The 23,207-nt window shown below is 69.9% G+C and carries 20 protein-coding genes, 1 tRNA gene and 1 pseudogene; 9 read left to right on the plus strand and 13 right to left on the minus strand.

Features of this window, described 5'->3' with window-relative positions; all coding sequences use genetic code 11:
- The 8 genes from topA to HW577_RS00040 form a co-directional block, all read right to left on the minus strand.
- Window positions 1–2,621, minus strand: a 2,621-nt coding sequence (gene topA / locus HW577_RS00005) for a type I DNA topoisomerase (protein ID WP_198373992.1), incomplete at its 3' end; no start/stop codon positions are given.
- A gap of 11 nt (window positions 2,622–2,632) precedes the next feature.
- Window positions 2,633–3,727 (minus strand): DNA-processing protein DprA, encoded by a 1,095-nt coding sequence (dprA, locus tag HW577_RS00010; protein WP_198373993.1) that lies wholly within the window; start codon window positions 3,725–3,727, stop codon window positions 2,633–2,635.
- Window positions 3,728–4,051: 324 nt separating this feature from the next.
- The gene (gene plsY / locus HW577_RS00015; protein ID WP_232474563.1) at window positions 4,052–4,651 is read right to left on the minus strand and encodes a glycerol-3-phosphate 1-O-acyltransferase PlsY; all 600 of its coding nucleotides are present in this window, start codon (window positions 4,649–4,651) and stop codon (window positions 4,052–4,054) included.
- Entirely contained in the window at window positions 4,648–5,925 is a 1,278-nt protein-coding gene (locus HW577_RS00020) for a dihydroorotase (protein ID WP_198373994.1), read from the minus strand. Before HW577_RS00020 ends, plsY begins: the two co-directional genes overlap by 4 nt.
- A 62-nt stretch (window positions 5,926–5,987) precedes the next feature.
- Window positions 5,988–6,461, minus strand: a complete 474-nt coding sequence (locus HW577_RS00025; protein WP_198373995.1) for a DUF3592 domain-containing protein — start codon at window positions 6,459–6,461, stop codon at window positions 5,988–5,990.
- A 93-nt stretch (window positions 6,462–6,554) separates the two neighbouring features.
- On the minus strand, window positions 6,555–7,001 hold the full coding sequence (locus tag HW577_RS00030; RefSeq protein ID WP_232474564.1) for a GNAT family N-acetyltransferase: 447 nt from the start codon (window positions 6,999–7,001) through the stop codon (window positions 6,555–6,557).
- A gap of 57 nt (window positions 7,002–7,058) precedes the next feature.
- Entirely contained in the window at window positions 7,059–7,610 is a 552-nt protein-coding gene (locus tag HW577_RS00035; protein ID WP_198373997.1) for a DUF3592 domain-containing protein, read from the minus strand.
- Between the two features lie 34 nt (window positions 7,611–7,644).
- Entirely contained in the window at window positions 7,645–8,580 is a 936-nt protein-coding gene (locus tag HW577_RS00040) for an aspartate carbamoyltransferase catalytic subunit (protein WP_198373998.1), read from the minus strand.
- A 367-nt stretch (window positions 8,581–8,947) separates the two neighbouring features.
- Between HW577_RS00040 and HW577_RS00045 the strand changes: the two genes are divergently transcribed.
- Complete coding sequence (locus tag HW577_RS00045; RefSeq protein ID WP_198373999.1) at window positions 8,948–11,059, plus strand: methyl-accepting chemotaxis protein; 2,112 nt, start codon at window positions 8,948–8,950, stop codon at window positions 11,057–11,059.
- An 8-nt stretch (window positions 11,060–11,067) separates the two neighbouring features.
- Here the strand turns inward: HW577_RS00045 and ruvX are convergent, their stop codons facing one another.
- A complete protein-coding gene (gene ruvX, locus HW577_RS00050) occupies window positions 11,068–11,532 on the minus strand; it encodes a Holliday junction resolvase RuvX (RefSeq protein WP_198374000.1) in 465 nt (154 codons plus the stop codon).
- Between the two features lie 47 nt (window positions 11,533–11,579).
- On the opposite strand from ruvX, the gene gatC reads away from it, so the two are divergent.
- The 7 genes and pseudogenes from gatC to HW577_RS00085 form a co-directional block, all read left to right on the plus strand.
- A complete protein-coding gene (gatC, locus tag HW577_RS00055) occupies window positions 11,580–11,876 on the plus strand; it encodes an Asp-tRNA(Asn)/Glu-tRNA(Gln) amidotransferase subunit GatC (RefSeq protein ID WP_198374001.1) in 297 nt (98 codons plus the stop codon).
- Window positions 11,876–13,363 carry an Asp-tRNA(Asn)/Glu-tRNA(Gln) amidotransferase subunit GatA gene (gene gatA / locus HW577_RS00060; protein WP_198374002.1) on the plus strand — a complete coding sequence of 496 codons (1,488 nt, stop codon included), beginning with the start codon at window positions 11,876–11,878 and terminating at the stop codon, window positions 13,361–13,363. Before gatC ends, gatA begins: the two co-directional genes overlap by 1 nt.
- The gene (gene gatB, locus HW577_RS00065; RefSeq protein ID WP_198374003.1) at window positions 13,360–14,811 is read left to right on the plus strand and encodes an Asp-tRNA(Asn)/Glu-tRNA(Gln) amidotransferase subunit GatB; all 1,452 of its coding nucleotides are present in this window, start codon (window positions 13,360–13,362) and stop codon (window positions 14,809–14,811) included. The genes gatA and gatB overlap by 4 nt, the downstream gene beginning before the upstream one ends.
- 66 nt (window positions 14,812–14,877) lie before the next feature.
- Entirely contained in the window at window positions 14,878–15,972 is a 1,095-nt protein-coding gene (locus tag HW577_RS00070; RefSeq protein ID WP_198374004.1) for an AI-2E family transporter, read from the plus strand.
- A 71-nt stretch (window positions 15,973–16,043) separates the two neighbouring features.
- The gene (locus tag HW577_RS00075; RefSeq protein ID WP_198374005.1) at window positions 16,044–16,688 is read left to right on the plus strand and encodes a glutathione S-transferase family protein; all 645 of its coding nucleotides are present in this window, start codon (window positions 16,044–16,046) and stop codon (window positions 16,686–16,688) included.
- 92 nt (window positions 16,689–16,780) lie between these two features.
- Window positions 16,781–16,873: transfer RNA gene (locus HW577_RS00080), tRNA-Ser, on the plus strand.
- 111 nt (window positions 16,874–16,984) lie between these two features.
- A pseudogene (locus HW577_RS00085) lies at window positions 16,985–18,160 on the plus strand (IS1380 family transposase); the annotation flags it as partial.
- A gap of 941 nt (window positions 18,161–19,101) precedes the next feature.
- Here HW577_RS00085 and HW577_RS26815 read toward each other — a convergent pair.
- From HW577_RS26815 to HW577_RS00095, 3 genes are all read right to left on the minus strand, one after another.
- On the minus strand, window positions 19,102–19,236 hold the full coding sequence (locus tag HW577_RS26815) for a hypothetical protein (RefSeq protein WP_269769476.1): 135 nt from the start codon (window positions 19,234–19,236) through the stop codon (window positions 19,102–19,104).
- 104 nt (window positions 19,237–19,340) lie between these two features.
- Window positions 19,341–19,598, minus strand: a complete 258-nt coding sequence (locus tag HW577_RS00090; RefSeq protein WP_198374006.1) for a hypothetical protein — start codon at window positions 19,596–19,598, stop codon at window positions 19,341–19,343.
- A gap of 189 nt (window positions 19,599–19,787) precedes the next feature.
- Window positions 19,788–20,759, minus strand: a complete 972-nt coding sequence (locus tag HW577_RS00095; RefSeq protein WP_198374007.1) for a Bug family tripartite tricarboxylate transporter substrate binding protein — start codon at window positions 20,757–20,759, stop codon at window positions 19,788–19,790.
- A 135-nt stretch (window positions 20,760–20,894) separates the two neighbouring features.
- On the opposite strand from HW577_RS00095, the gene HW577_RS00100 reads away from it, so the two are divergent.
- Entirely contained in the window at window positions 20,895–22,589 is a 1,695-nt protein-coding gene (locus HW577_RS00100) for an amidohydrolase (protein WP_198374008.1), read from the plus strand.
- Here the strand turns inward: HW577_RS00100 and HW577_RS00105 are convergent.
- A complete protein-coding gene (locus HW577_RS00105; RefSeq protein WP_198374009.1) occupies window positions 22,573–23,196 on the minus strand; it encodes a hypothetical protein in 624 nt (207 codons plus the stop codon). The genes HW577_RS00100 and HW577_RS00105 overlap by 17 nt on opposite strands.
- Window positions 23,197–23,207: the final 11 nt, after the last annotated feature.

Raw genomic sequence — 23,207 nt, forward strand, 5'->3', positions numbered from 1 at the left:
GCGGGGGCCTTGGTCGCCGGGGCCTTGGACGGCGCCTTCGCGGCGGGCTTGGCCTCGGCGGCGGCCTTGCGCGGCGCGGCCTTGGCACGGCCGGCCGGACCGCGCGGCTTCAGCGCCTTGCCCTTTTCGGCCAGCAGCGCGACCGCCTGGTCGAGGGTGAGATCCTCCATCGCGACGTCGCGCGGCAGGTTCGCCACGACCTTGCCGTGCTGGGCATAGGGCCCGAAGCGGCCCTTGCGCACGCTGACCGGCTCCCCGTCCTTCGGATGCACGCCGAGTTCGCGGACGCGGGCGCGCGCATCGGCGAGCAGGGCGAGCGCCCGGTTCATGCCGACGGTCAGCACGTCGTCATCCTTGTCGAGCGACTTGAACACGGTGCCGCAGCGAACATAGGGGCCGAAGCGACCGAGGCCCGCGGTGATCTCCTCCCCCGTCTCGGGATCCCGCCCGATGATGCGCGGCAGGGAGAGCAGGCCGAGTGCCTGCTCGAGCCCCACCTGGTCGGGCGACATCCCCGGCGGCAGGCTTGTGCGCTTTGGCTTCACCGGCTTGCCCTTGGCGTCGGTGCTCCCTTCGCCGAGCTGGATGTAGAAGCCGTAGGGCCCGCGCCGGACCGAGACCTTCTGGCCCGTCGCCGGATCCTCGCCGAGCTCCTGGTCGCCGCCCGCGCCCTCCGCGCTGCCGCTGTCCACGCCGAAGGGGCGCGTGTAGCGACATTCCGGATAGTTCGAGCAGCCGATGAAGGCCCCCGTTCGCCCCAGGCGCAGGCCGAGCCGGCCCACGCCGCAGGTGGGGCAGGCGCGCGGGTCCGTGCCATCCCCGCGGGCGGGGAAGATGTGCGGGCCGAGATCCTCGTCCAGCGCATCGATCACGTCGCGGATCTTGAGGTCGCGCGTCGCTTCGACGGCCGCCGAGAACTCGTTCCAGAAGGCGTGCATCACCGCGCGCCAGTCGCTCTGGCCGGCGGAGATCTCGTCGAGCTTCTCCTCCATCGCGGAGGTGAAGCCGGTGTCCACGTACTTGTCGAAGTAGCGGACGAGGAAGGTCGTCACCATCCGCCCGAGATCCTGCGCGATGAAGCGCCGCTTCTCGAGCGTGACGTATTTCAGGTCCTGCAGCCGCTGCAGGATCGAGGCGTAGGTGGAAGGCCGGCCGATGCCGAGCTCCTCGAGCCGTTTGACCAGCGTCGCTTCCGAATAGCGCGGCGGCGGCTGGGTGAAGTGCTGGCTCGCCGTGACGTCGCCGCGCTTGAGCGGATCGCGTTCCGCCATCGGCGGCAGGATGCGGCTGTCCTCGTCCTCGACCGCGTCGGCGGGCTTGAGGCCGGCGCGCAGGTCGGCGGCGCGGTCGTCCTCATCCTCGCGGTACAGCTTCAGGAAGCCGTCGAAGGCGACGACGGACCCCGTGGCGCGGAAGCGCAGCCGGCCATCGGCGCTGGCGATGTCGACGGCTGTCTGGTCGAGCTCGGCGGCCGACATCTGGGAGGCGACGGCGCGCTTCCAGATCAGTTCGTACAGGCGCGCCTGTGCGCCTTCCAATTCGCCGACCATGCTCTCGGGGGATCGCGCGACATCGGTCGGGCGGATCGCCTCATGCGCTTCCTGGGCGTTCTTCGCCTTGGACTGGTACTCGCGCGGGGCGGTCGGCAGGTAGGCAACGCCGAATTCGCCCTTCACATGGTCGCGGATGGCGGCGATCGCCTCCCGCGCCATGGAGACGCCGTCGGTCCGCATGTAGGTGATGTGCCCGGCCTCATACAGCTGCTGGGCGGTGCGCATCGTCTGCTGCGCGCCCATGCCGAGCTTGCGGCTGGCTTCCATCTGCAGCGTCGAGGTCATGAAGGGCGGCGGCGGGTTGCGCCGTGTACGCTTCTTCTCGACCGAGGCGACGGCGTAGGTGGTCGCTTCCGCCAGCGCCTTGGCGTTGAGCGCGGAGGCCGCGTCCGCCAGGTCGAACTGCTCGAGCTTCCTGCCATCGAGATGCGTCAGCCGCGCCGTGAAGGGCGCGCCGGCGGGCGTCTGGAACTTTGCTTCCAGCGTCCAGTATTCGCGCGGCTTGAAGGCCTCGATCTCGGCCTCGCGCTCGCAGATCAGGCGGAGCGCGACGGACTGCACCCGCCCGGCCGACCTGCTGCCCGGCAGCTTGCGCCACAGCAGCGGGGAAAGCGTGTAGCCCACCAGGTAGTCGAGCGCGCGGCGCGCCAGGTAGGCGTCGATCAGCGGCACGTCGAGGTCGCGCGGATGCGCGACCGCATGCTGCACGGCGCGCTTGGTGATCTCGTTGAAGGTGATGCGCTGGACGTCCTTGCCCTTCAGCGCGCCCCGCTGGCCGAGCATGTCCTTCACATGCCAGGAGATCGCCTCCCCTTCGCGATCGGGGTCGGTGGCGAGGTACAGGCGCTTGGCCGACTTCAGGGCGGTGGCGATCTTGGCGACCTGCGCCTCCCCGCGCCCATCCTTGCCCCAGACCATCGCGAAATCCTGGTCGGGCAGGACGGCGCCGTCCTTCTCCTCCAGGTCGCGGACATGGCCGAAGGAGGCGAGCACGGTGAAGTCCCGCCCGAGATACTTCTCGATCGTCTTGGCCTTGGCCGGGGATTCGACGACAACAACGTCCGACATGTGTTCGCGGATCACCCGTTGGCAGAGCGCACGACGCGGTGACCGGGCAGCATTTCCACCCGGCCATCGAGCTCCAGATCCGTGAGGAGAGCCTGGAGTTCGGGGGGCGAGAGGTGGCAGCGCCGGGCGACCTCGTCAACCGATACCGGAGACAAGCCAATCATTTCAAGAAGTTGCGCGGAGCCTTCCAGGGGCGGTCCGAGCTCCGGGGCGCCATCCGGCGGGGCTTCGGGCAGGGTCCGGGGCACGAAAAGGGGCATCGCCCGGGGTGTTTCGGGCAGGTGGTCGAGCACATCCTCGGCGCTCTCGACCAAGTGTGCGCCTTGGCGGATCAGGTCGTTGGAGCCACGGCAGCGCGGGTCGAGCGGGCTGCCGGGAACAGCGAAGACATCCCGCCCCTGTTCGAGCGCGAGACGCGCGGTGATGAGCGTGCCGGAGCGATGCGCCGCTTCCACCACCAGGACGCCGAGCGAGAGGCCCGCGACGATGCGGTTGCGGCGGGGGAAGTGGCGGTTGAGCGGCGCCGTGCCGAGTGGGCTTTCGGCAATGACCGCGCCACGTTCGGCGATGCGCGCGGCCAGCGCCGCATTCTCGGCCGGGTAGGGGAGGTCGAGCCCGCCCGGCAGCACGGCGATGGTGCCCCCCGTGCGCAGCGCGCCTTCATGCGCCGCGGTGTCGATCCCCCGCGCGAGGCCGGAGACGATGGTGGGGCCTTTGGCCGCGAGTGCCTCGGCAAGGTCCTCCGCGATGCGGCGCCCGGCGGCGGAGGCGTTGCGCGCGCCGACGATCGCGACGGCGGGGGCGGCGAGCAGGCCGGCATCGCCCAGCACGGCGAGCACGGGCGGCGCGTCGGGCAGCAGGGCGAGCAGCGGCGGGTAGAGATCCTCGCCCAGGAAGACGAAGCGGCCGCCCAGCTTCGCGAGGGCCTTGGCCTCGGCGCGGATCGCGGCCTCGGGCGGGATGGCGAAGGGCGCGTTACGGCGGGTGGCGAGGCCGGGCAAGGCGGCCAGCGCGCGATCGGGGTCGCCGTGGCGGTCGAGCAGGCGGCGGAAGGTGAGGGGGCCGACGCCCTCGGTGCGGGCGAGGCGGAGGAGGGGGAGGGTCATGGCGGTGGGCGGCGGCACGGCCCGGCCGTCCTTGGGCGGGCACGGATGCGGGGCATCGACGTCGGGCCCCCTCGGGTCGCGGTGCCGCGTCCCACATGGCCTGGAAGCAAGCATCGGCGCATGGCCGATGTGTGATCGGAATTCGCCATATGGGCGATACACGATTTTGTATATCGCCCGGAGATTGATTTGGGGCTGGCCTGCCCTTGGTTCGTTACCGCATGCCCTACTCTGGGCCCTGCGTGGATGGTCTGGCGCCTGGTGATGGTTTCCAAAGGCCTTTCGGCCTTTGGCGGGGGGTCTTGAGGGGGGCGGAGCCCCCCTTCACCCCTTCTGCCCGATCCGCGGCTCCGTCCCCGCCAGGAGCCGGCGGATGTTCTCCTCATGCCGCCAGAACACCAGCACGCCGACCAGCAGCGCGAGCAGTGCGTGCTCGGCATCCGCGAGGATCAACGCCAGGAGCGGTGCCACCGCGAAGGCCGCCAGCGCCCCGGCCGAGGAGATGCGTGTGAGTTTCGCCGCAACCAGCCAGGTGGCGCAGCAGCCGAGCCCGACTGGCCACATCGCGGCGAGGAACACGCCGAGCCCCGTCGCCACCCCCTTGCCGCCCTTGAAGCCCAGCCAGACGGGCAGGGTGTGCCCGATGACCGCGGCGGTGCCCGCGACCAGGTCCTGGTCCCCCGCCACCCCGCGCACCAGCAGCACGGCGGCCGCGCCCTTGAGCCCGTCGAGCAGCAGCGTCGCCGCGGCGAGCCCCTTCTTGCCGGTGCGCAGCACGTTGGTCGCGCCGATGTTGCCCGACCCGATGGCGCGGATGTCCCCCAGCCCCGCCCAGCGCGTCAGCAGCAGGCCGAAGGGGATGGAGCCGATCAGGTAGCCGCCCAGCAGTGCGACCACGAAGGCCATGGACGGGTCGGTGATCATGCGGAGAAGACCCGCCGGCCGGCCTTCCAGGTGCCGAGCACGCGGCCTTCCAGCGCCCGCCCGTCGAAGGGGGAGTTCTGCGCCTTGCCGGGCAGCTTCCCGGCCTCGACCTTCCAGCCGCGCGCGGGATGGAACAGCAGCAGGTCGGCCGGCGCGCCCTTGGCCAGCCGCCCGACGGGCAGGCCGAGCAGCGCCGCCGGCTTGCAGGTGAGAAGCCCGAGCGCCGCGAGCATCGGGATATCCCCCGCATGCACGCGCGCGAGCGTCACGGCCAGCAGCGTCGCGAGCCCCGCGCCACCCGCTTCCGCCTGCGCGAAGGGCAGGCGCTTGTCGTCGGCATCGCGCGGCTGGTGGTCGGAGGCGATCGCGTCGATCGTCCCGTCGACAAGCCCCGCCACGATGGCGATGCGGTCGGCCTCGGTGCGCAGCGGGGGCGAGAGCTTCGCGTAGGTGCGGTAGTCGCCGATCGCCGTCTCATTCTGGTCGAAATAGGGGGGCGCGGTGTCGCAGGTGACGCGCAGCCCGTCCTGCTTCGCCGCGCGGATCAGGTCGAGTGCGGCGGCCGTGCTGACATGGGCGAAATGCACATGCCCGCCGGTGATCCGCGCCAGCGTGATGTCGCGCGCGACCATCATCGCTTCCGCCGCCGGCGGGATGCCCGGCAGGCCGAGCCGGGTCGCGAGTTCGCCCTCCGTCGCGGCGCCGCCGGCGGCGAGCGAGGGGTCCTCCGGATGCTGCACGATGAAGGCGCCGAAGGCCCGGGCGTAGGAGAGCGCGATGCGCATCGTCCGCGCATTGCCGATCGCCTTGGCGCCATCCGTGAAGGCGATTGCGCCGGCTTCGCGCAGCAGGCCGAATTCGGCGAGCTCCTTGCCCGCGCAACCGGCCGTCGCGGCGCCGTAGGGCAGGAGGGTGACGGAGCCCGTCGCCTCCCCCCGCCGGATCATGAAGGAGAGCAGCGCGGGGTCATCGAGCGCTGGGTCGGTGTCCGGCAGCACGCACAACGTGGTGATGCCCCCCGCCGCGGCGGCCTGGGCGGCGGAGGCGATGGTCTCCCGGTGTTCCTGCCCCGGCTCGCCGAGATTGGCGCGCAGGTCGACCAGGCCGGGGGCCAGGCAGGCGCCGGCGGCGTCGATGAGTTCCGCGCCCTCGGGCGCCGTCAGGCCCTGGCCGAGGTCGGCGATGAGCCCGTCGCGGACCAGCAGCGCGCCGCGCGCGTCGAGGCCGGTCGCGGGGTCGAGCAGGCGGGCGTCGGAGATGAGAAGGTCGCGCATCGCCCGTGGTTATAGACGCACTGCCGCGCTCCGCCAGCAGGGGCGCTGTTGGAAAGCTGCCTTCACCGCGGCCTTGCTTGGGCCTCGCTGGACTGCCGCCAGCGCAGCCAGAGTCCCGTCACGAGCATCGTCAGCAAGAAGGCGCTCATCGCCAACATACCCAGGCCGAAGGCTATGCCGAGCCCCGGCACGCCAACGCTGTCGACCGTGGTGATCCGCCGCGGGTCGCGCGGGTCGATGACGACATCAATGGTGTCGCCTGGCTGCGGGATGTGCCCAGGGCGTGACCAGGTGATGCGGAACGGATGCCCCCGCAGCCCCCGGGCATCCACCACAGTCCCGTCGCCGAGACGCTGGCGCAGGACAAGGTTGTAATGGCGCCGCGGAGCGCTCGGGTTCGGGCCCGGAACCGCGAGCACCTCGGCCGTCCCCCGCGTCCAACTGCGCAACATCGAGAGTCCCTCGATATTCATCGACATCGTCCAGACGCCCAACGGTGCGATGAGAAGAAGCCCTGCCGCGAAGACCGCCAGCAACGCGCGCGAAGGCGTCGCCTCCCCGTGCAAAGCCTTCGCGATCCGCCACCAACGACCCTCGGGAGGAGGCTTCGGTCCAGTCATGACGGACCGCTAGACCCGCTTCTCGAAATACACCCGCCGGTGCCCCGCCTCGCTGCCGCGATGCGTCTCGGTGAAGCCGAGGCGCGGATACATCGCGACGTTCTCGACCATCAGTTCGTTGGTGTAGAGCCGGAGCAAAGCGTAGCCGCGGCGGCGCGCCTCGGCCTCGGTGAAGGCGATGAGGCGGCGGCCGACGCCCTGGCCCTGCGCTGCCGGCGACACCGCGATGTTGTAGAGCAGCAGCCCGTCGGGCTCGTCCTCGAGGATCAGTGCGCCGAGGAAGTCGCCATCCTCCTCCAGCACCCAGGCCTGGCCGGCGGCGATGCGCGCGGCGTAGTCGTCCACCATCGGCGCGGGTTCGCGGTTCAGGCGCGGGATGTACTTCGCATAGGCCGTGCGAACCAGGTCGCGAAGCGCCGGGGCTTCGTCAGGCCGGGCGGGACGGGGGGCATTCATGTTGCCATCCATTATGCATCCGATGGTGCGCGGCATGGTCGCCCATGCCATCGCGCGTCAAGCGTTGGCTGGCTCCGGTCGCCTCCGCCGCAGATGGAACAGGCCGCGGACGAACACGACCAGCAGGAATGGAGAAAGCAGGATCGAGAGGCCCGGCGCGAACTGGCCCACCGGCACCACCTGATGTGGCGCGCCGGGGCTGACGAACACGTCCAGTCGCGCGCCGATCGGCGGCGGCTGGTTTGGCATCATCCGGTCCGCGCCGGTCCTGTAAGGATACTGCAGCATGCGGATGAGCCCGATCGACGTCGCCGAGCGCCCGGGCACCTCCCGCCCGTGTGGCAAGGTGACGCTGAAGTCGATCCAGTGGCTCCGTCGGGGCTGCCACCGCGTTGGCTCGCGGAGCGTCGCGCCCGTAATCGTTGCCTCGGCGCGTGTCCAGCTCAGCGCGACCCATGCGTGGTACGGCACGCCCGCATTGAGCATGAACAGCATCAGGCCGCCGATGATGACCCAAAGCAAAGCATCCCGGCGGCTGGGCGGCGGGTCCAGGCGGAATGGTGACAGGGGATGCGGGTGGTACGGCGGCGCGGAGTCCGGCTGCGTCACACCACGCTCCGGCTCGCCTCCGCCCACGTCGTGCTCACCGGTTCCGCGGAAGCCGCCGCGCCAGGATATCCAGCACCGCCATCCGGCACGCGACACCCATCTCCACCTGCTCCCCGATCACCGAGCGCGTCGGGTGGTCGGCGATGGCGCTGTCGATCTCGACGCCGCGGTTCATCGGGCCCGGGTGCATGACGATGGAATCGGGCTTCGCCAGCGCCAGCTTCTCGGCGTCCAGCCCGTAGAAGCGGAAGAACTCGCGGGCGGAGGGGACAAGCCCGCCGGACATGCGTTCGCGCTGCAGGCGCAACATCATCACGACATCGGCGTCCTTCAGCCCCGCTTTCATGTCGGTGAACACCTCGACGCCGAGGCGCGCGGCATCCGCCGGGATCAGCGTGGGCGGGCCGACGATGCGCACGCGCGCACCCATGGTGCCCAGCAGATGGATGTTCGACCGCGCGACGCGCGAATGGGCGATGTCGCCGCAGATGGCGACGATGAGGCCTTCGAGCCGCCCCTTGTGCCGGCGGATGGTCAGCGCATCGAGCAGCGCCTGGGTCGGGTGCTCATGCGTCCCGTCCCCGGCATTGATAACCGCGGCGTCGACCTTCTGCGACAGCAGGGCCGGGGCGCCCGATTGCGCGTGGCGGATCACCAGCAGGTCGCACTGCATCGCGTTCAGCGTGCTGGCGGTGTCCAGCAGCGTCTCCCCTTTGTTCACCGAGGATGTGCTGACGGACATGTTGATCACGTCCGCCCCCAGCCGCTTGCCGGCCAGTTCGAAGCTGGTCCGGGTGCGGGTGCTGTCCTCGAAGAACAGGTTGATCAGCGTGCGGCCCTTGAGCAGGTCGCGCTGCGTCTTCCCGCTGCGGTTCAGCAGGGCGTAGGATTCGGCGAGGTCGAGCAGGTCCGCGATGTGCGGTGGCTCGAGCCCCTCGATGGCGAGCAGGTGCTTGGACGGGTAGGACACGGGCCGGACCTTAGGCCGGCGGGGGGGATTCGGCCAGCGCCCGGGCGATGCGGAGCCGGACGGCGAGGGCCTCCTGCTCCTCGGGCAAGCGGCCCTCGCGGTTCATCCTCTCCCGCCCATCCGCGGTGAGCGGCATCAGCCGCCGGCAGGGACCGCGTCTTCGTCCCGGCCAGCGCGGACCTCCACCGCGGCGATGTCACCGGCCGGCCAGGCGGCGCGCGAGCATGCGTGGCGACCGGGTCGCGCGGGGCGGCGGAAGGCAGCGTCCAGAGCCGGGCAATGCGCCGTCTCATTACGAAAACTTCAAATATTTCACGATATCTGGAGTTTCCCGCGCGTCGAACGCCTTCGATCAGGACACCCAGACATGTCGCACCTGCTGCGCCGACTGACCCCCCGGATGGCTGCGCGCGAAGTTGCCGGGTTGGTGACCATGCTCGCGCTCCTGGCGCTCGGAATCACGGCGGCATGGGCCTTCGCGTCCTGGCGCAGCCTCGACGCGGGCGCGCGCATCGCCACGGTCAACCGCCACGCCGCTGCGCTGTTCCAGGCGATGGACGGCATCCAGCTCGAACGGGGCCGGATGCAGAACGCCCTGAGGGCCCAGGCGCCAGTCGATGCGCCCCGGCTCGCCCAGATCACGGAGCCCCGGGCCAGCTCCCAGGCGGTGGCGGCGTCCGCGCTCGACGGGCTTGCCGACGGGGCCTCGCCGGCGCTTCTCGACAGGATCGGCGCCGCGCGGCGGGCCCTTGAACGGCTCGATGGCACGCGGGCCGCCGCCGACCAGGCGCTGCGCCAGCCGCGTCCGCAACGGCCGGAGGCCCTGCTGCGCGACTGGTACGGCATCGCCACGGCTGCCGGCGCGGCCCTGAACGCGGTCTGGCTGGAAGCCTCCGGCATCGCCGCGGCCGATGCCATCCTCGCCCGGGCCATCGAGACAGCCTATCTCGCGCATCAGGCGCGCGAAGATGCCGGCGTGGAGCGTGCCGGCCTTTCCGGCTTCGTCGGCGAACCCGCCCAGGCCAATCCCGACCGCCTGGCCGGCTGGGCGATGCGGCGTGGCGCGGTGCAGTCCGCCTTCCGCCGGATCGAGGAACTGAACCCGGCGTCCAGCGCGAGCCCTGCCGTGACCGCGGCGATATCCGCCGCGCGGGACAGCTATTTCGGACGCTTCGTGCCGGTGCGGGACCAGATGGTCGCCGCGGCGACGACCGGCCGCGCCCCGCCGATGGGCATCTCCGAATGGCAGGCCCTTGGCGACCGGGGCCTGGCCAGCGTGCTGAGCATCCGGGATGCGGCACTCCACGATGCTGAGCGCCATCTCGCCGCACGGCAGGCGTCTGCCCGCGCCCAGCTGACCCTGGATGCGGTTCTGGTGCTGCTGGTGCTGGCGATCGCGGGGATCACGCTGCTGCGCCTGTCGCAGCGCGTGCTGTCCCCGCTCCGCGGCATCACGGCCGCGCTGGAAAGGATCGGTCGGGGTGAGGCCCGTCCGGACCTGCCGCGCGTCTGGCGCGGGGATGACGAGATGGGCGGCATCGTCGGCGCGGTGCGCGGCATCGGCGAGCAGATGGAGCAGCGCGCCCAGGCCGAGGCCGATGAGCGTGCCGCGGCCGCCCGCCAGGCCGAGCGTGTCGCGCGGCTCGAGGCGCTGGTCGCCGCCTTCGAAGCCGATGCGGAGCGAGCGCTTGGCACCGTCGCCGCCGCGGCCGAGGCGCTGGACGGCACGGCCGCGGTTCTCGAGGGCGCCGCGCGCGAAGGGATGACGCTGACCGGCGCGGTGGCAGGCGCGGCGGATGAGACCGCCGGCAATACCCAGGTCGCCGCCGCGGCGGCCGAGGAACTGACCTCCTCGGTTGCCGAGATCGCCCGCCAGGTGACGCAGGCGACCGAGGTCGCGCGGCGCGCGGTGGCCGAGGCGGTGCGCACCGACGAGACGATGCAGGGCCTGTCCGTCGCCGCCGAGCGGATCGGGGAGGTGGTGAGCCTGATCTCCGGCATCGCGGCGCAGACCAATCTGCTGGCGCTCAACGCGACAATCGAGGCGGCGCGCGCGGGTGACGCCGGCAAGGGCTTCGCCGTCGTTGCCTCGGAGGTGAAGTCGCTCGCGGGGCAGACGGCGAAGGCAACGGCCGAGATCGGCCAGCAGATCGCCAACATGCGCTCGGTCGCGGTCACGGCGGTCGAGACGGTGCGCGGCATCGGCGCCGTGGTGGGCGAGATCAACGACGCCGCGGCCTCCATCGCCGCGGCGGTCGAGGAACAGGGTGCGGCGACGGCCGAGATCGCGCGCAGCGTCGCCGATGTCGCGCGTTCGACCGGCACCGTGTCGCACGACACCAGGGCCGCCAGCGGGGCGGCGCAGAAGACGGGTGAATTGAGCGGCCAGGTGCGGAGCGCGTCCCTCGCCTTCGCCGAGGAAGCGTCCCGCCTGCGGGCCAGGATCGGGGAATTCCTGGGCGGTGTCCGCGCGGCCTGAGCGTTGGTTCAGCCCCGCGACGCATCCAGCGCGGCCTGCAGCATGTAGGCCGCCGCCGCCCGGTCCACCGCCACGGCCCGCTTGGCGCGCGTCAGGTCGGCCTCGGCCACCAGCATGCGGTTGACGGCGGCGGAGGACAGCCGCTCGTCGAACAGCGCGCAGGGCAGGCCGGTCGCGTCCGAGACCGCCCGCGCCCAGTCCTTCGCCGCCTGCGCGGCCGGGCCCATGGTGCCGTCCATGGACAGGGGCAGGCCGATGACGAGCCCGCCCGCGCCTTCCTTGGTAGCGATGGCGGCGATCTCCGCCGCGTTGGCGGCGAGCTTGCCCCGCTTGAGGCTGCCATAGGGGCTGGCGAGCATGAGCGTCACGTCCGACAGCGCGACGCCGATCGTCTTCGCCCCCGGATCGAGCCCGATCAGGCGCTGGTGGCGGGCAAGCCCCGCCCGGAGGTCCTTCAGGTTGATGACGGCCATGCGCAGCCTTATGGTCCGCCCCCCTTTCCCCTGGAAGTGCCGAGAGAATGTCCCTCGATACCGCCACCGTGCGGCGCGTCGCCGCCCTTGCCCGCATCCGCCTGCCCGAGGAGGAGGTCGCCCGCGTGCAGGGCGAGCTCAACGGCATCCTCGGCTGGATCGAGCAATTGCAGGCGGTGAATACCGACGGCGTGGAGCCGATGGCCGGCGGCACGCCGGAAGGCATCGCTTCCATGCCCATGCGCGATGACGTGGTGACCGATGGCGGCATGGCGCCGAAGGTCCTGGCCAACGCCCCGGACCGAGAGGGCGAGTATTTCGGCGTGCCGAAGGTGGTCGAGTGATGCATCCCACGGATTTCACCCTCGCCGGCGCCGTCGCGGCGCTCGCGGAAGGCGCGGTGTCGGCCGAGGAGCTGACCCGCGCCCATGTCGATGCGATCGAGGCGCTGAACCCGCGCCTCAACGCCTTCATCACCACGACGCCCGACCAGGCGATCGAGGCCGCGCGGGCATCGGATGCAAAGCGCAAGCGGGGGGAGGCCGGGCCGCTCGAGGGCATCCCGCTCGCCATCAAGGACCTGTTCTGCACCGAGGGCGTGCAGACGACCGCGGCGTCGAGGATCCTCGGCGGCTTCATCCCGCCCTATGAGAGCACCGTCACGTCGAACCTCAAACGGGACGGCGCGGTGTTCCTCGGCAAGGCGAATCTGGATGAGTTCGCCATGGGCTCGTCCAACCTCACCAGCGCCTATGGCGGCGTGCTGAACCCGTGGTCGCGGCGCAACGACACTGATGCGCGGCTGGTGCCCGGCGGGTCCTCGGGCGGTTCGGCCGCGGCGGTCGCGGCGCGGCTGGCGCTCGGGGCGACGGGGACTGACACCGGCGGGTCGATCCGCCAGCCCGCGGCCTTCTGCGGCATCGCGGGCATCAAGCCGACCTATGGGCGCTGCTCGCGCTTCGGGATCGTGGCCTTCGCGTCGTCGCTCGATCAGGCCGGGCCCTTCGCCCGCACGGTCGAGGATTGCGCGATCCTGCTGCGGTCCATGGCCGGGCATGACCCGAAGGATTCGACCAGCGCCGACCGGCCCGTGCCGGATTTCGCCGCCGCCTGCGGGCGCTCCGTGAAGGGGCTGCGGATCGGCGTGCCGAAGGAGTACCGGCTCGACGGCACGCCGCCGGAGATCGAGCGGCTGTGGCGCCAGGGGCTGGACTGGCTGCGCGATGCGGGGGCGGAGATCGTCGACATCTCCCTGCCGCATACGAAGTACGCGCTGCCGACCTACTACATCGTCGCGCCCGCCGAGGCGTCCTCCAACCTCGCGCGCTATGACGGCGTGCGCTTCGGGCTGCGCGTCGCGGAGAAGAACTCCGACCTCCGCGACCTGTACGAGCGCACGCGCGAAGCGGGCTTCGGGCAGGAGGTGCGCCGGCGCATCATGATCGGCACCTATGTGCTGTCCGCGGGCTACTACGACGCCTACTACCTGAAGGCGCAGAAGGTGCGCGCGCTGATCGCGCGGGACTTCACCGAGGCGTTCGGCCGCGTCGATGCCATCGTCACGCCGGCGACGCCGAGCGCGGCGTTTGCGGAGGGCGAGAACAGCGACGACCCGATCAAGATGTACCTCAACGACGTCTTCACCGTGACGGCGAACCTGGCCGGCCTGCCGGGGCTCGCGGTACCGGCGGGGCTGGATCCGCAGGGGCTGCCGTTGGGGCTGCAGGTGATCGGGCGGCCGTTCGACGAGGAGACGGTGTTTTCCGTCGGCGCCGCGATCGAGCGCGCCGCGGGCTTCGACGCGGTTCCGAGCATGAGGGCCGGGGCATGAGCTACACGATCGAGGGCACGACCGGCCCCTGGGAACTGGTCATCGGCCTGGAAGTCCACGCGCAGGTCGTCTCCAACGCCAAGCTGTTCTCCGGCGCGGCGACCGAATTCGGCGCGGAGCCGAACAGCCAGGTGTCGTTCATCGACGCCGGCTTCCCCGGCATGCTGCCCGTCATCAATCGGGAATGCGTGGCCCAGGCGGTGCGCACGGGGCTCGGGCTGAACGCGAAGGTGAATCTCTGGTCGCGCTTCGACCGCAAGAACTACTTCTATGCGGACCTGCCGCAGGGCTACCAGATCAGCCAGTACGCGCACCCGATCATCGGGGAAGGCGCGGTCGAGATCGAGTTGTCCGACGGCACGACCAAGACCATCGGCATCACGCGCCTGCATCTGGAGCAGGATGCCGGCAAGTCGCTGCACGACCAGCATCCGACGAAGTCCTTCATCGACCTCAACCGCTCGGGCGTGGCGCTGATGGAGATCGTCTCCGAGCCCGACATGCGGTCCCCGGAAGAAGCGGGCGCTTATCTGACGAAGCTCCGGCAGATCCTGCGCTACCTCGGCACCTGCGACGGCAACATGGAGGAAGGCTCCATGCGCGCCGACGTGAACGTCTCCGTCCGCAAGGCGGGCGAGGGGTATCGCACGCGCTGCGAGGTGAAGAACGTCAACTCCATCCGCTTCGTCATGCAGGCGGTGGAAGCCGAGGCGCGCCGCCAGATCGAGGTCTGGGAAGGCGGCGGCACGGTCGAGCAGGAGACGCGCCTGTTCGACACCGGCCGCGGCATCACGCGCTCCATGCGGTCGAAGGAAGATGCGCATGACTACCGCTACTTCCCCGACCCGGACCTGCCGCCGCTCGTGATCGCGCAGTCCTGGGTGGATGAGCTCAAGGCCGCGCTGCCGGAACTGCCGGACCAGCGCCGCGCGCGCTACGTGCGCGACTACGGCATCACGCCCTATGACGCGCATGTCCTGACGCTCGAGAAGGAGACGGCCGCCTACTATGAGGCCGTCGCGAAGGGCCGCGACGCGAAGCAGGCGGCGAACTGGGTGATGGGCGACCTGTTCGCGGCCATCAACCGGACCAAGACCTCCATCGCCAATCCGCCTGTCTCCGCGGCCGATCTGGGCGCGCTGCTCGACCTGATGGCGGACAGCACGCTGTCCGGGAAACTGGCCAAGGAGGTCTTCGAGGTCATGGTCGAGACCGGCCGCGCGCCGGGCGTGATCGTGGAGGAGCGCGGATTGCGCCAGGTGACCGACACCGGCGCGATCGAGGCGGTGATCGACGAGGTGCTCGCCAAGAATGCCGACAAGGTCGCGGAATACCGCTCGGGCAAGGACAAGCTGTTCGGCTTCTTCGTCGGCCAGACCATGAAGGCCATGCAGGGCAAGGGGAACCCGGCCCTGGTGAACGAGGTGCTCAAGAAGAAGCTCGGCTGATCCGCCCGCTTCCCCCGGCGCGGGCGGGCGTGCTTCGCTCGCCCCGCCACCCGAGGGGAATGCGCGATGCAGGCCGAGACGCCGGAACAGGGCAACCGCCACGCCGCCACCGTGCTGATCGCCGAGCGCGCGGCGGTGCTGATCCTGCTCGCCCTGCTGCTGTTCGGCATCGTGCGGGTGCTGGAGCCCTTCGCCATGGCGATCTGCTTCGGCGCCTTCATCGCCATCGGCACCTGGCCGGCCCGCGCCGCGCTGGTGGATCGGGGCATGCGGCCCGGGATCGCTGCGGTGGTGATGCTCGTGCTGCTGCTGGTGCTGGTGCTGCTGCCGGTGGCGATGATGGCCCCGAGCCTCGCGACGCAGGTGGGGCAGGTGGTGGGCCAGGCGCGCGCGGCGTTCGAGAACCTGCCGCCGGTGGCGCCGGGCTGGGTGTCCGGCCTGCCCCTGGTCGGCGACCAGGCGGCCGCCTTCTGGGCGCGCATCGCCAACCTCCAGGGCGATGTGAAGGGGCTCATCGCACCCTATTCCGGGCAGATCGCGAGCCTTCTCGTCTCGGTCGGCCAGGCTGCTGCGGAAAGCGTGCTGCAGATCCTGCTCGCCCTGGTGGTCGCGGCGATGTTCTGGGCCAGCGGCGATGCGATGGCCGACCAGCTGCGTGACGTGGCCGGCCGGCTCGGCGGTGCCACGGGTGTGGCGGCCGTCGAGGCCGCGGGCGGGGCGGTGCGCGGCGTCGCCTGGGGCGTGGTCGGCACGGGCATCCTGCAGGCGGTGCTGATGGGCGCGGGCCTCGCGGTCGCCGGCGTGCCGGGGGCGGCGGTGCTGGGGTTCCTGACGATGATCTTCTCGATCAGCCAGGTGCTCGGGCCGCTCGTCGTGGTCACCTGGGGCGGGGCCGCGGCCTGGCTCTACAGCGAGGGCAGCACGGGCTGGGCGATCTTCATGCTGGCGTGGGGGCTGGTCGCGGTCTCGGGCAGCGACAACATCGTTCGCCCGCTGCTGATCCAGCGGGGCAGCGCGATGCCGCTCGGGCTGATCATCCTCGGCGTCTTCGGCGGGTTGATCGCCTTCGGGTTCCTCGGGCTGTTCATCGGGCCGGCGCTGCTCGCCGTGGCGCATGGGCTGCTGCATGCGTGGCGGCAGGCGGGGCAGGTGGCGGGGTAGCGGCCGCGCGGTGGACGGGCCGCAGGCGCCATGCGAAGCACGCGCGGAGCGTTTCGGAAGGACATCCGCGCATGGCCATCGAGTTCTGGACCTGGAACACGCCCAACGGACGCAAGATCAGCGTCGCGCTGGAGGAGATGGGCCTCGCCTATACGGTGAAGCCCGTGAACATCTCGAAGAACGAGCAGTTCGACCCGCACTTCCTCTCCTTCAGCCCGAACAACCGCATCCCCGCGATCGTCGATCCCGAGGGGCCGGACGGCAAGCCGATCACGGTGTTCGAGAGCGGGGCGATCCTGCTGTACCTGGCCGAGAAGACGGGGAAGTTCCTGCCCAAGGCGTTGCGCGACCGCGTGCCGGTCTATGAATGGCTGATGTGGCAGATGGGCGGCTTCGGGCCGATGCCCGGCCAGGTGCACCACTTCATGATGCAGCCCGACGGCCCGGCGAAGGACTACGGGATCGAGCGCTACGGCAAGGAGACGCTGCGGCTGTACGGCGTGCTCGACAAGCGGCTCGCGGGCCGTGATTTCGTCGCGACGGCGGGCGAGCCCTCGATCGCGGACTTCGCCATCCTCGGCTGGGCCTGGCGGGCGGAGCGGCATTTGCCGACGCAGGGCAAGGCGATGGGCGACTATCCGAACGTGCTGCGCTGGTACGAGGCGCTGATGGCCCGCCCGGCGACGAAGCGGGGCATGGAGGTCGCGCTGTCCTGACGGTTGCGGGCGGGGCGCGCGGAGCGTTTGACGCTGCGCGCCCCGGCCGTTAGAAGCGGCGGCTGCAACGCCGTGTGACTTTCCACTCCTGCGGAGGGGTGGCCGAGTGGCCGAAGGCGGCGGTTTGCTAAACCGTTAGACGATGTCAAGTCGTCTCGTGGGTTCGAATCCCATCCCCTCCGCCAGTTGCCCCTTTAAATTTCCCAGAAATCCGCCAAATTCAGCTCGGCTTGGTGCTCGCTACCCCCGGCCCTACCCCTGACGGGCGCGAAGCGGACAGAAGGCGACATAGATCGACAGGCGCCAACACGCGCCATCTGCTGGCTGGGCTGCTGCGGCAGTCGGTATTCTGCCGCCTCGCCGGCAATGAGGATGTGAACGACGCCGAGCGTCTCGCGCATGATCCGGCCATGCGTGCCGTGGTCGATCGTGGCGTGCTGGATCGCCGGGCCAGCTCGACCAGCCAGATGGGCCGGTTCAAGACGGGCTGGCTGACCAGCGAGGCGAACCTCGCCGCCTTGGCCGACCTGTCGGGCGCCTGGATCGACCGGGTTCAGGCCCGCCGGCCACAGTCGGTGATCGTGCTCGACATGGGCAGCAGCGTCAGTGAGACGCATGGCGGGCAGGAAGGCAGCGCCTACAACGCCCACTTCGGGTGCACCTGCTATCATCCGCTGTTCGTGTTCAACCATTTCGGCGCCCTGGAGCGGTGCGCGCTGCGGCTCGGCAACGTGCAAAGCGCCGATGGCTGGCGGGCGCTGCTGGCGCCGGTGATCGCGCGCTACCGGGGCCGGATGAAGCGGCGGTATTTCCTCGCCGACGCGGCCTTCGCCGATCCCGAGATCTACGAGTTGCTGGAGGCCGAGCGCTCCAAGTACACGATCCGGCTGCCCGCCAATGCCGTGCTCCAGGAGAGCACCGCCTGGCTGCTGAAACGCCCGGTCGGGCGTCCGCCGCATGAGGTGCGCCGCCACCATGCCAGCTTCAGCTACCGGGCCGGATCGTGGAGCAAGCCCCGCCGCGTGGTGCCCAAAGTCGAATGGCACCCTGGCGAGTTGTATCCGCGCGTCGGGTTCATCGTGACCAACATGACGCGCCCGGCCGAGCGGGTGGTCGCGTTCTACAACCAGCGCGGCACGGCGGAGCAGTACATCAATGAAGGCAAGAACGCGATCACCTGGACGCGGCTGTCCTGCACACGGTTCGCTGCCAACGCGGTGCGGCTGCAGTTGCACGCGCTGGCCTACAACCTCGCCAACTTCCATCGCACCCTGGCGCTGCCCGAGAAGGTCAAGCACTGGTCGCTGACCACGTTGCGCGACCGCATGGTCGAGATCGGCGCCAAGATCGTCCGACACGGGCGATCAGTCACCTTCCAGATGGCCGAGGTGATGTTGCCGCGTGAGCTGTTCCAGCAGATCCTCGCCGCAATCGCCGCGCTGCGTCCATTGCCGCCGCCGGCGCGATGTTGAGCGCCGCTGGCTGCATCGGTCGCGGAGGCCGACGACAGCGGGAGAACCGCGTCCAGATCTCGACCGAACGCGCTTGTTTTCCGCTCCGACGGCAACCATCGACCGCGCAGGCCTCGTGCGTGCGCGATCTGGGCCCCTTGCCGTTGCTATCGCAGTCGAAACACCGATACGCTCTTCTCCCGATTGGCAGATCGGCTGGCTATCCGGGGAATGGCGGTTCAGATCACTTGACGTAGGGCATGCCGTCCGGGATCATCTGATCGGATAGTAAGAAAAGTACATTTATGCTTAAGAAGTGGTTTTAGCCGTAACGAGTGGAGGGCGCCTTGAGAATTGCAGCCTTAGCAGTGCTGGGGTCAGTTTTTCTTTTGGGGTGCCAACCGTCGGTCAGCATACCAACGGGGCCATCCTTCGGATCGGTGCCATTCAGGTGTCCCAACGACGGGACGGTTGTCACCTGGGTTAGTGGTCGCACCGCTCGTTATGCAGGTGTTGATCCCGCGGATCCAGTGACATGCATCGTACGGACTACCTCTGGTGATCAGCGATGGCTGTACAACCTCTGGCGCTTGCCTTTGTCCGATGAACAATCAGTGAGGCGAGGGCTGACAAATTTTTGGCCGCTTGAAGCAGGAAAAGAAGTACGATTTTCCTATCTTGGCTCAAATGGGCAGCTTTACATGGAGCATTGGCGTGCCGTACGAGCGGAACGCATTAGAGTCGGAGAGCAGGAGCGAAACACTATACTCATTGCAAGGACGCAGGAAGGAATGGGCAGCAATTATTTTTCGGGGACATTTTTTATCTGGATCGATACGGATACTGGGGCAGATTTGAAGAGGGTGGATACGGTGCTTCGGGGAAACGCTACCAGCGGCGGATATGAAGCCGCAAGTATAAGGACACCCCTACCGCCAACTCGCTGAGAGGCAGTTTGAGAATTAGCGACAGGCAACGCGGCGCAGCACCAGGGCGACTATGGCGACGAAGATGATGGCCTCGGACACGTCGAGGCGCTGCTCGTAATCGCAGGCGTGGCGCCGCCAGCAGATCTTCGAGCCGAAGGTGCATTCCACGGCGCATCGACGCGGTATCACCTCAGAGCTCGCCGCCTTGTCGGAGCACCGGCCCGCGGGACACGATATCAAATGCAGTGAGAAAACGGCTGGTCGGCGCCCGCTCATGCGCCATCCGCTCGTGCTGTGTGCACGAAGAAGAGCTTTTCGCGGGCATGCTCCTCGCCGATACCCTTTCGCCAGCCGTAAGCGGCGGCCATGGCGGCGTTGAGGTCGCGGTGGAGGGTGTGTAGCCAGGTACCCTCGGACGTGCCGCGCGTGTTGTAGAGGGCGGTCGGAGTCCGCTTCTTGAGGATCGCTGCGGCTTTCTCGTTCTTCGCCACCGGGCGATGGAGGTAGCCGAGCACAACCTCCGGCACCACGTCCACTCGCCTGTGAAAATTCAGCCACGGGTTGCGGGCCTTCGACGGTCACAGACAGGGCACGAACTCACGAATTCCTCTGGCTCGCCAAAGATGCGTCTCGTGGTGACGCCGGCCTGAGTAGTCCCGCACGACATAATCAGGCCCGGCGCCTGCTGCCGTTGTCCTGGGAGTAGGTCACCCCGATCGCTACTCCGGCTGGAAGTTCGCGATCCGAAGCAGTTCCTGCGACCGCGCGAAGTCGCGCTCCATGAACTGCGTCAGCGCAGGCCCCGCCTGGAACATCGGCTCGATCCCCAGGCTGCCGACGCGTTCGCGCACATCGGGTTCGAGCATCGCGGTGGAAAGCTCCGCGTTGATGCGCGCGACGATCTCCCCCGGCAGGCCGCGCGGCCCCCACAACGCCCACCAGGATTGCAGGTCGAGGCTCGGCATGCCGCCCTCCGCAGTGGTCGGAATGTCCGGCGCCGCCGCGCTGCGCTGCGCCGAGGTGATGGCGACACCCTTCACCCGTCCGGCCCGGACAGGCGGCAGCGTCGCCAGCATGGGGTCGAAGATGAGCGCGATGCTGCCGCCCATCATGTCCGTGAGCGCCGGCGCGGTCCCGCGATACGACGCGGCAGTGACATCCACGCCGACCTGGCGGATGAACTCCACTGTCGCGAGATGCCCGGCCGAGCCGAGCGAGGACACGCCGAAGGACCAGTCGCGCGGGTTCGCGCGCACGGCGGCGACCACCTCCTGCAGCGTCGTCTGCGGCCGCTGGAGGTTCATGATCAGCAGCAGCGGGCCCTGGCCGACACGCGCGACCGGTTGCAGGTCCACCATCGGGTCGTAGCCGGGGCTGCGCATCACCAGGCGCGCCAGGATCTGGATGCTTGCCGAGAAGCAGAAAGTGTAGCCATCGGGCGGGGATTGCGCGACGGCCACGCCCCCGATCGCGCCATTGCCGCCGGTGCGGTTCTCGACGATCACCGGCTGGCCGAGCCGTTCCTGGAGCTTCTGCGCCGTCACGCGCGCCATGGCGTCCACCGAGCCGCCGGGGCTGAAGGGGACGATCAGGCGGATCTGGCGGTTCGGCCAGGTGCCCTGCGCCCGCGACCGCGGGGCCGTGAGGGCCAGCCCCGCGCCGGTCGCGGCAATCAGGGTGCGACGCTTCATTGTTCTAGCCTCCGGGTCGGACAGGCGCCATCCTGGCGAAGTGGCCGACGCGGGCGCAACAATTCCGTCCGGCGCGTGCTTGACCCCCTCGGTCGCCGGCGGGACCGTGGCGCGTCACCCCGGGAGACGCCGCGCATGGATGCCATCCCCGCCGACCTGATCCTGACCGGCGGCAAGGTGCTGACGATGGACGACCGCTTCTCGGTGGCCGAGGCGGTGGCGGTGCGGGACGGGTGCATCCTCGCCGTCGGCGACGCCGCGGCGGTCGCGCGGCATCGTGGGCCCGCCACGCGGGAGTTCGCGCTCGCCGGCCGCACCATGATGCCGGGCCTGATCGACGGGCATGCGCATATGGACCGCGCGGGGCTGCGCCAGGTGCTGCCGAGCCTCGCGGGCTGCCGGTCCATCGCCGATGTGAAGGCGCGCATCGCGGAGATCGCGCGCGGGAAGCAGCCGGGGGAGTGGATCGTCACCATGCCGCTCGGCGATCCGCCCTTCTATCGCGACCCGGAGAAGGGCCTGGCCGAGCGGCGTTGGCCGACGCGGCATGACCTCGACGCGGCGACGCCACAGAACCCGGTCTATATCAAGCCGATCTGGGGCTATTGGCGGCACACTCTGCCGCTGGTGTCGGTGGCGAACACGCGCGCGCTCGCGCTGGCCGGGATCGATCGGCACACGGCGCCGCCCGCGCCCAGCATCGAGATCGAGACGGATGCCTCCGGCGCGCCGACCGGCATCTTCCGCGAACAGACCTTCATGCCGCTGGTCGAGTTGTCGCTGCTGCGCGCCGCCCCGGGCTTCACCGTGGCAGAGCGCGTGGCGAGCCTGCCGGCCGCGGCCGCGGCCTACCACGCCTTCGGCACGACGAGCGTCTACGAGGGCCATGGCGTCGCCGCGGAACTGCTGCAAGCCTATCGCCAGGTGCACGAGGCCGGCCGGCTGACGATGCGGTCGAACCTCGTCTTCTGCCCGGACTGGCGCGGCGTTGAGGATGCGGACCCTGACCGTCTCGTCGAAGGCTGGGCGCATTGGCTGGCCGGACGCGGCCTCGGCGACGACATGCTTCGCGTGGGCGGGCTGATCACCGAGATCGGCCGCAATCCGGAGAATGCGATCCGCGCGACCGCGCCGACCACAGGTTGGGCCGGCTTCAACTACGACATGGGCCTGCCGCGGGAGCGCGCCATGGCGCTGCTAGTCGCCTGCGCACGCCAGGAAATCCGCGTCACCGGCATCTGGCCGAACATGCTGGATCTGTTTGCCGAGGTGGATCGCGTCGCGCCGATCCGCGGCCTGCGCTGGGTGCTGGGCCACATCGCGGTGCTGACGCGCGATCAGGTAGGGCTGATTCGCGACCTTGGCCTCGTGGTGACCACCCATACGAACCGCTACATCGCCAAGGAGGGCCATCTGATGCAGGCGCGGCACGGCCTGCCGGACGAGGAAGCGATCGTGCCTCTGCGCTGGCTGCAGGACGCAGGCGTGCCGGTCTCCCTCGCCACCGACAATGTGCCGATCTCCCTTTGGCAGCCGGTCATGCAGGCGGTCACACGCATGAGTACGGCGGAACGCCGCCCAATCGCGCCGGGTCAGGCGCTGAGCCGCGAGGAGGCGCTGCGCGCGGTGACGAACCACGGCGCCTTCCTGACCATGGATGAGGACCGGAAGGGCTCTATCGAGCCCGGGAAGCTGGCGGATTTCGCGGTCCTTACCGCCGATCCGCTGAGCGTGCCCGACGGTGCGCTCGGGGACATCGAGGCCGAGATGACCATCGTCGGCGGCCGCGTCGTGCACCGGCGTGGCCATGCGGTCACGGCAGCCGCGTGACCTCGTCGAGGAAGAGGCGATAGGTGACGTTGCGTGGCGCGGTCGCGTCCTCGGGCGTCCAGGCGAGGAAACTCGACCTGCCCTGCATGTCGGCATCCATCACCAGCGCGCGGATGAAGGCGGTGCCGGGCATGAGACCTCGGGCGGTCACGGGCTCCCGCCCGTTCTCGAACCACGCCTCGCCGGGATGCCGGCGTTCGATGCGATCACTGATCCGCAGAAGCAGGCGGCCACCGATCAGCCGGCGAATTCCTTGGCCGTAGTGGCCGTGCGCGGGCGTATCGGCGTCCGGCGTGAAATCCACACGGTCGAGGCGCAAGACGAAGGGAAGGGACGCGTCGCGCTCCAGGGGCCGCGCCAGAAGGAGGTTGGCGCGGTCCTCCGGCGGAAGGGTCCAGCCGGGTGGACGATGCGCCACCTCGAACCGCCACAGCGTGCCGTGTCCCGTAACGTCGATCGCACTATCCGCGAACAGGGCCGCATCGGGCGAAAGGGACCGATCGCCAATCCTGGCCTGCCCCTCTTGCAGGTACAGCGCGCGCGGGCCGGGCGGCAGGCGCAGGTGCTTCCCAGGGTCGAGCGTGTCTTCGAAGAGCAGCATCTGCATGCGTTCGGTGC

It is taken from the genome of Neoroseomonas rubea (assembly GCF_016106015.1).
GTDB lineage: Bacteria > Pseudomonadota > Alphaproteobacteria > Acetobacterales > Acetobacteraceae > Neoroseomonas > Neoroseomonas rubea.

Excerpts from the sequence above, each read along its gene's own strand:
- HW577_RS00075 (WP_198374005.1), top strand. The coding sequence starts at position 16,044 with ATGGCCATCGAGTTCTGGACCTGGAACACGCCCAACGGACGCAAGATC.
- HW577_RS00020 (WP_198373994.1), bottom strand. The coding sequence starts at position 5,925 with ATGCGCGACCTTCTCATCTCCGACGCCCGCCTGCTCGACCCCGCGACC.
- HW577_RS00045 (WP_198373999.1), top strand. The coding sequence starts at position 8,948 with ATGTCGCACCTGCTGCGCCGACTGACCCCCCGGATGGCTGCGCGCGAA.
- HW577_RS00105 (WP_198374009.1), bottom strand. The coding sequence starts at position 23,196 with ATGCAGATGCTGCTCTTCGAAGACACGCTCGACCCTGGGAAGCACCTG.
- HW577_RS00030 (WP_232474564.1), bottom strand. The coding sequence starts at position 7,001 with ATGAATGCCCCCCGTCCCGCCCGGCCTGACGAAGCCCCGGCGCTTCGC.
- gatA (WP_198374002.1), top strand. The coding sequence starts at position 11,876 with ATGCATCCCACGGATTTCACCCTCGCCGGCGCCGTCGCGGCGCTCGCG.
- plsY (WP_232474563.1), bottom strand. The coding sequence starts at position 4,651 with ATGATCACCGACCCGTCCATGGCCTTCGTGGTCGCACTGCTGGGCGGC.
- gatB (WP_198374003.1), top strand. The coding sequence starts at position 13,360 with ATGAGCTACACGATCGAGGGCACGACCGGCCCCTGGGAACTGGTCATC.
- gatC (WP_198374001.1), top strand. The coding sequence starts at position 11,580 with ATGTCCCTCGATACCGCCACCGTGCGGCGCGTCGCCGCCCTTGCCCGC.
- ruvX (WP_198374000.1), bottom strand. The coding sequence starts at position 11,532 with ATGGCCGTCATCAACCTGAAGGACCTCCGGGCGGGGCTTGCCCGCCAC.
- dprA (WP_198373993.1), bottom strand. The coding sequence starts at position 3,727 with ATGACCCTCCCCCTCCTCCGCCTCGCCCGCACCGAGGGCGTCGGCCCC.
- HW577_RS00095 (WP_198374007.1), bottom strand. The coding sequence starts at position 20,759 with ATGAAGCGTCGCACCCTGATTGCCGCGACCGGCGCGGGGCTGGCCCTC.
- HW577_RS00070 (WP_198374004.1), top strand. The coding sequence starts at position 14,878 with ATGCAGGCCGAGACGCCGGAACAGGGCAACCGCCACGCCGCCACCGTG.
- HW577_RS00100 (WP_198374008.1), top strand. The coding sequence starts at position 20,895 with ATGGATGCCATCCCCGCCGACCTGATCCTGACCGGCGGCAAGGTGCTG.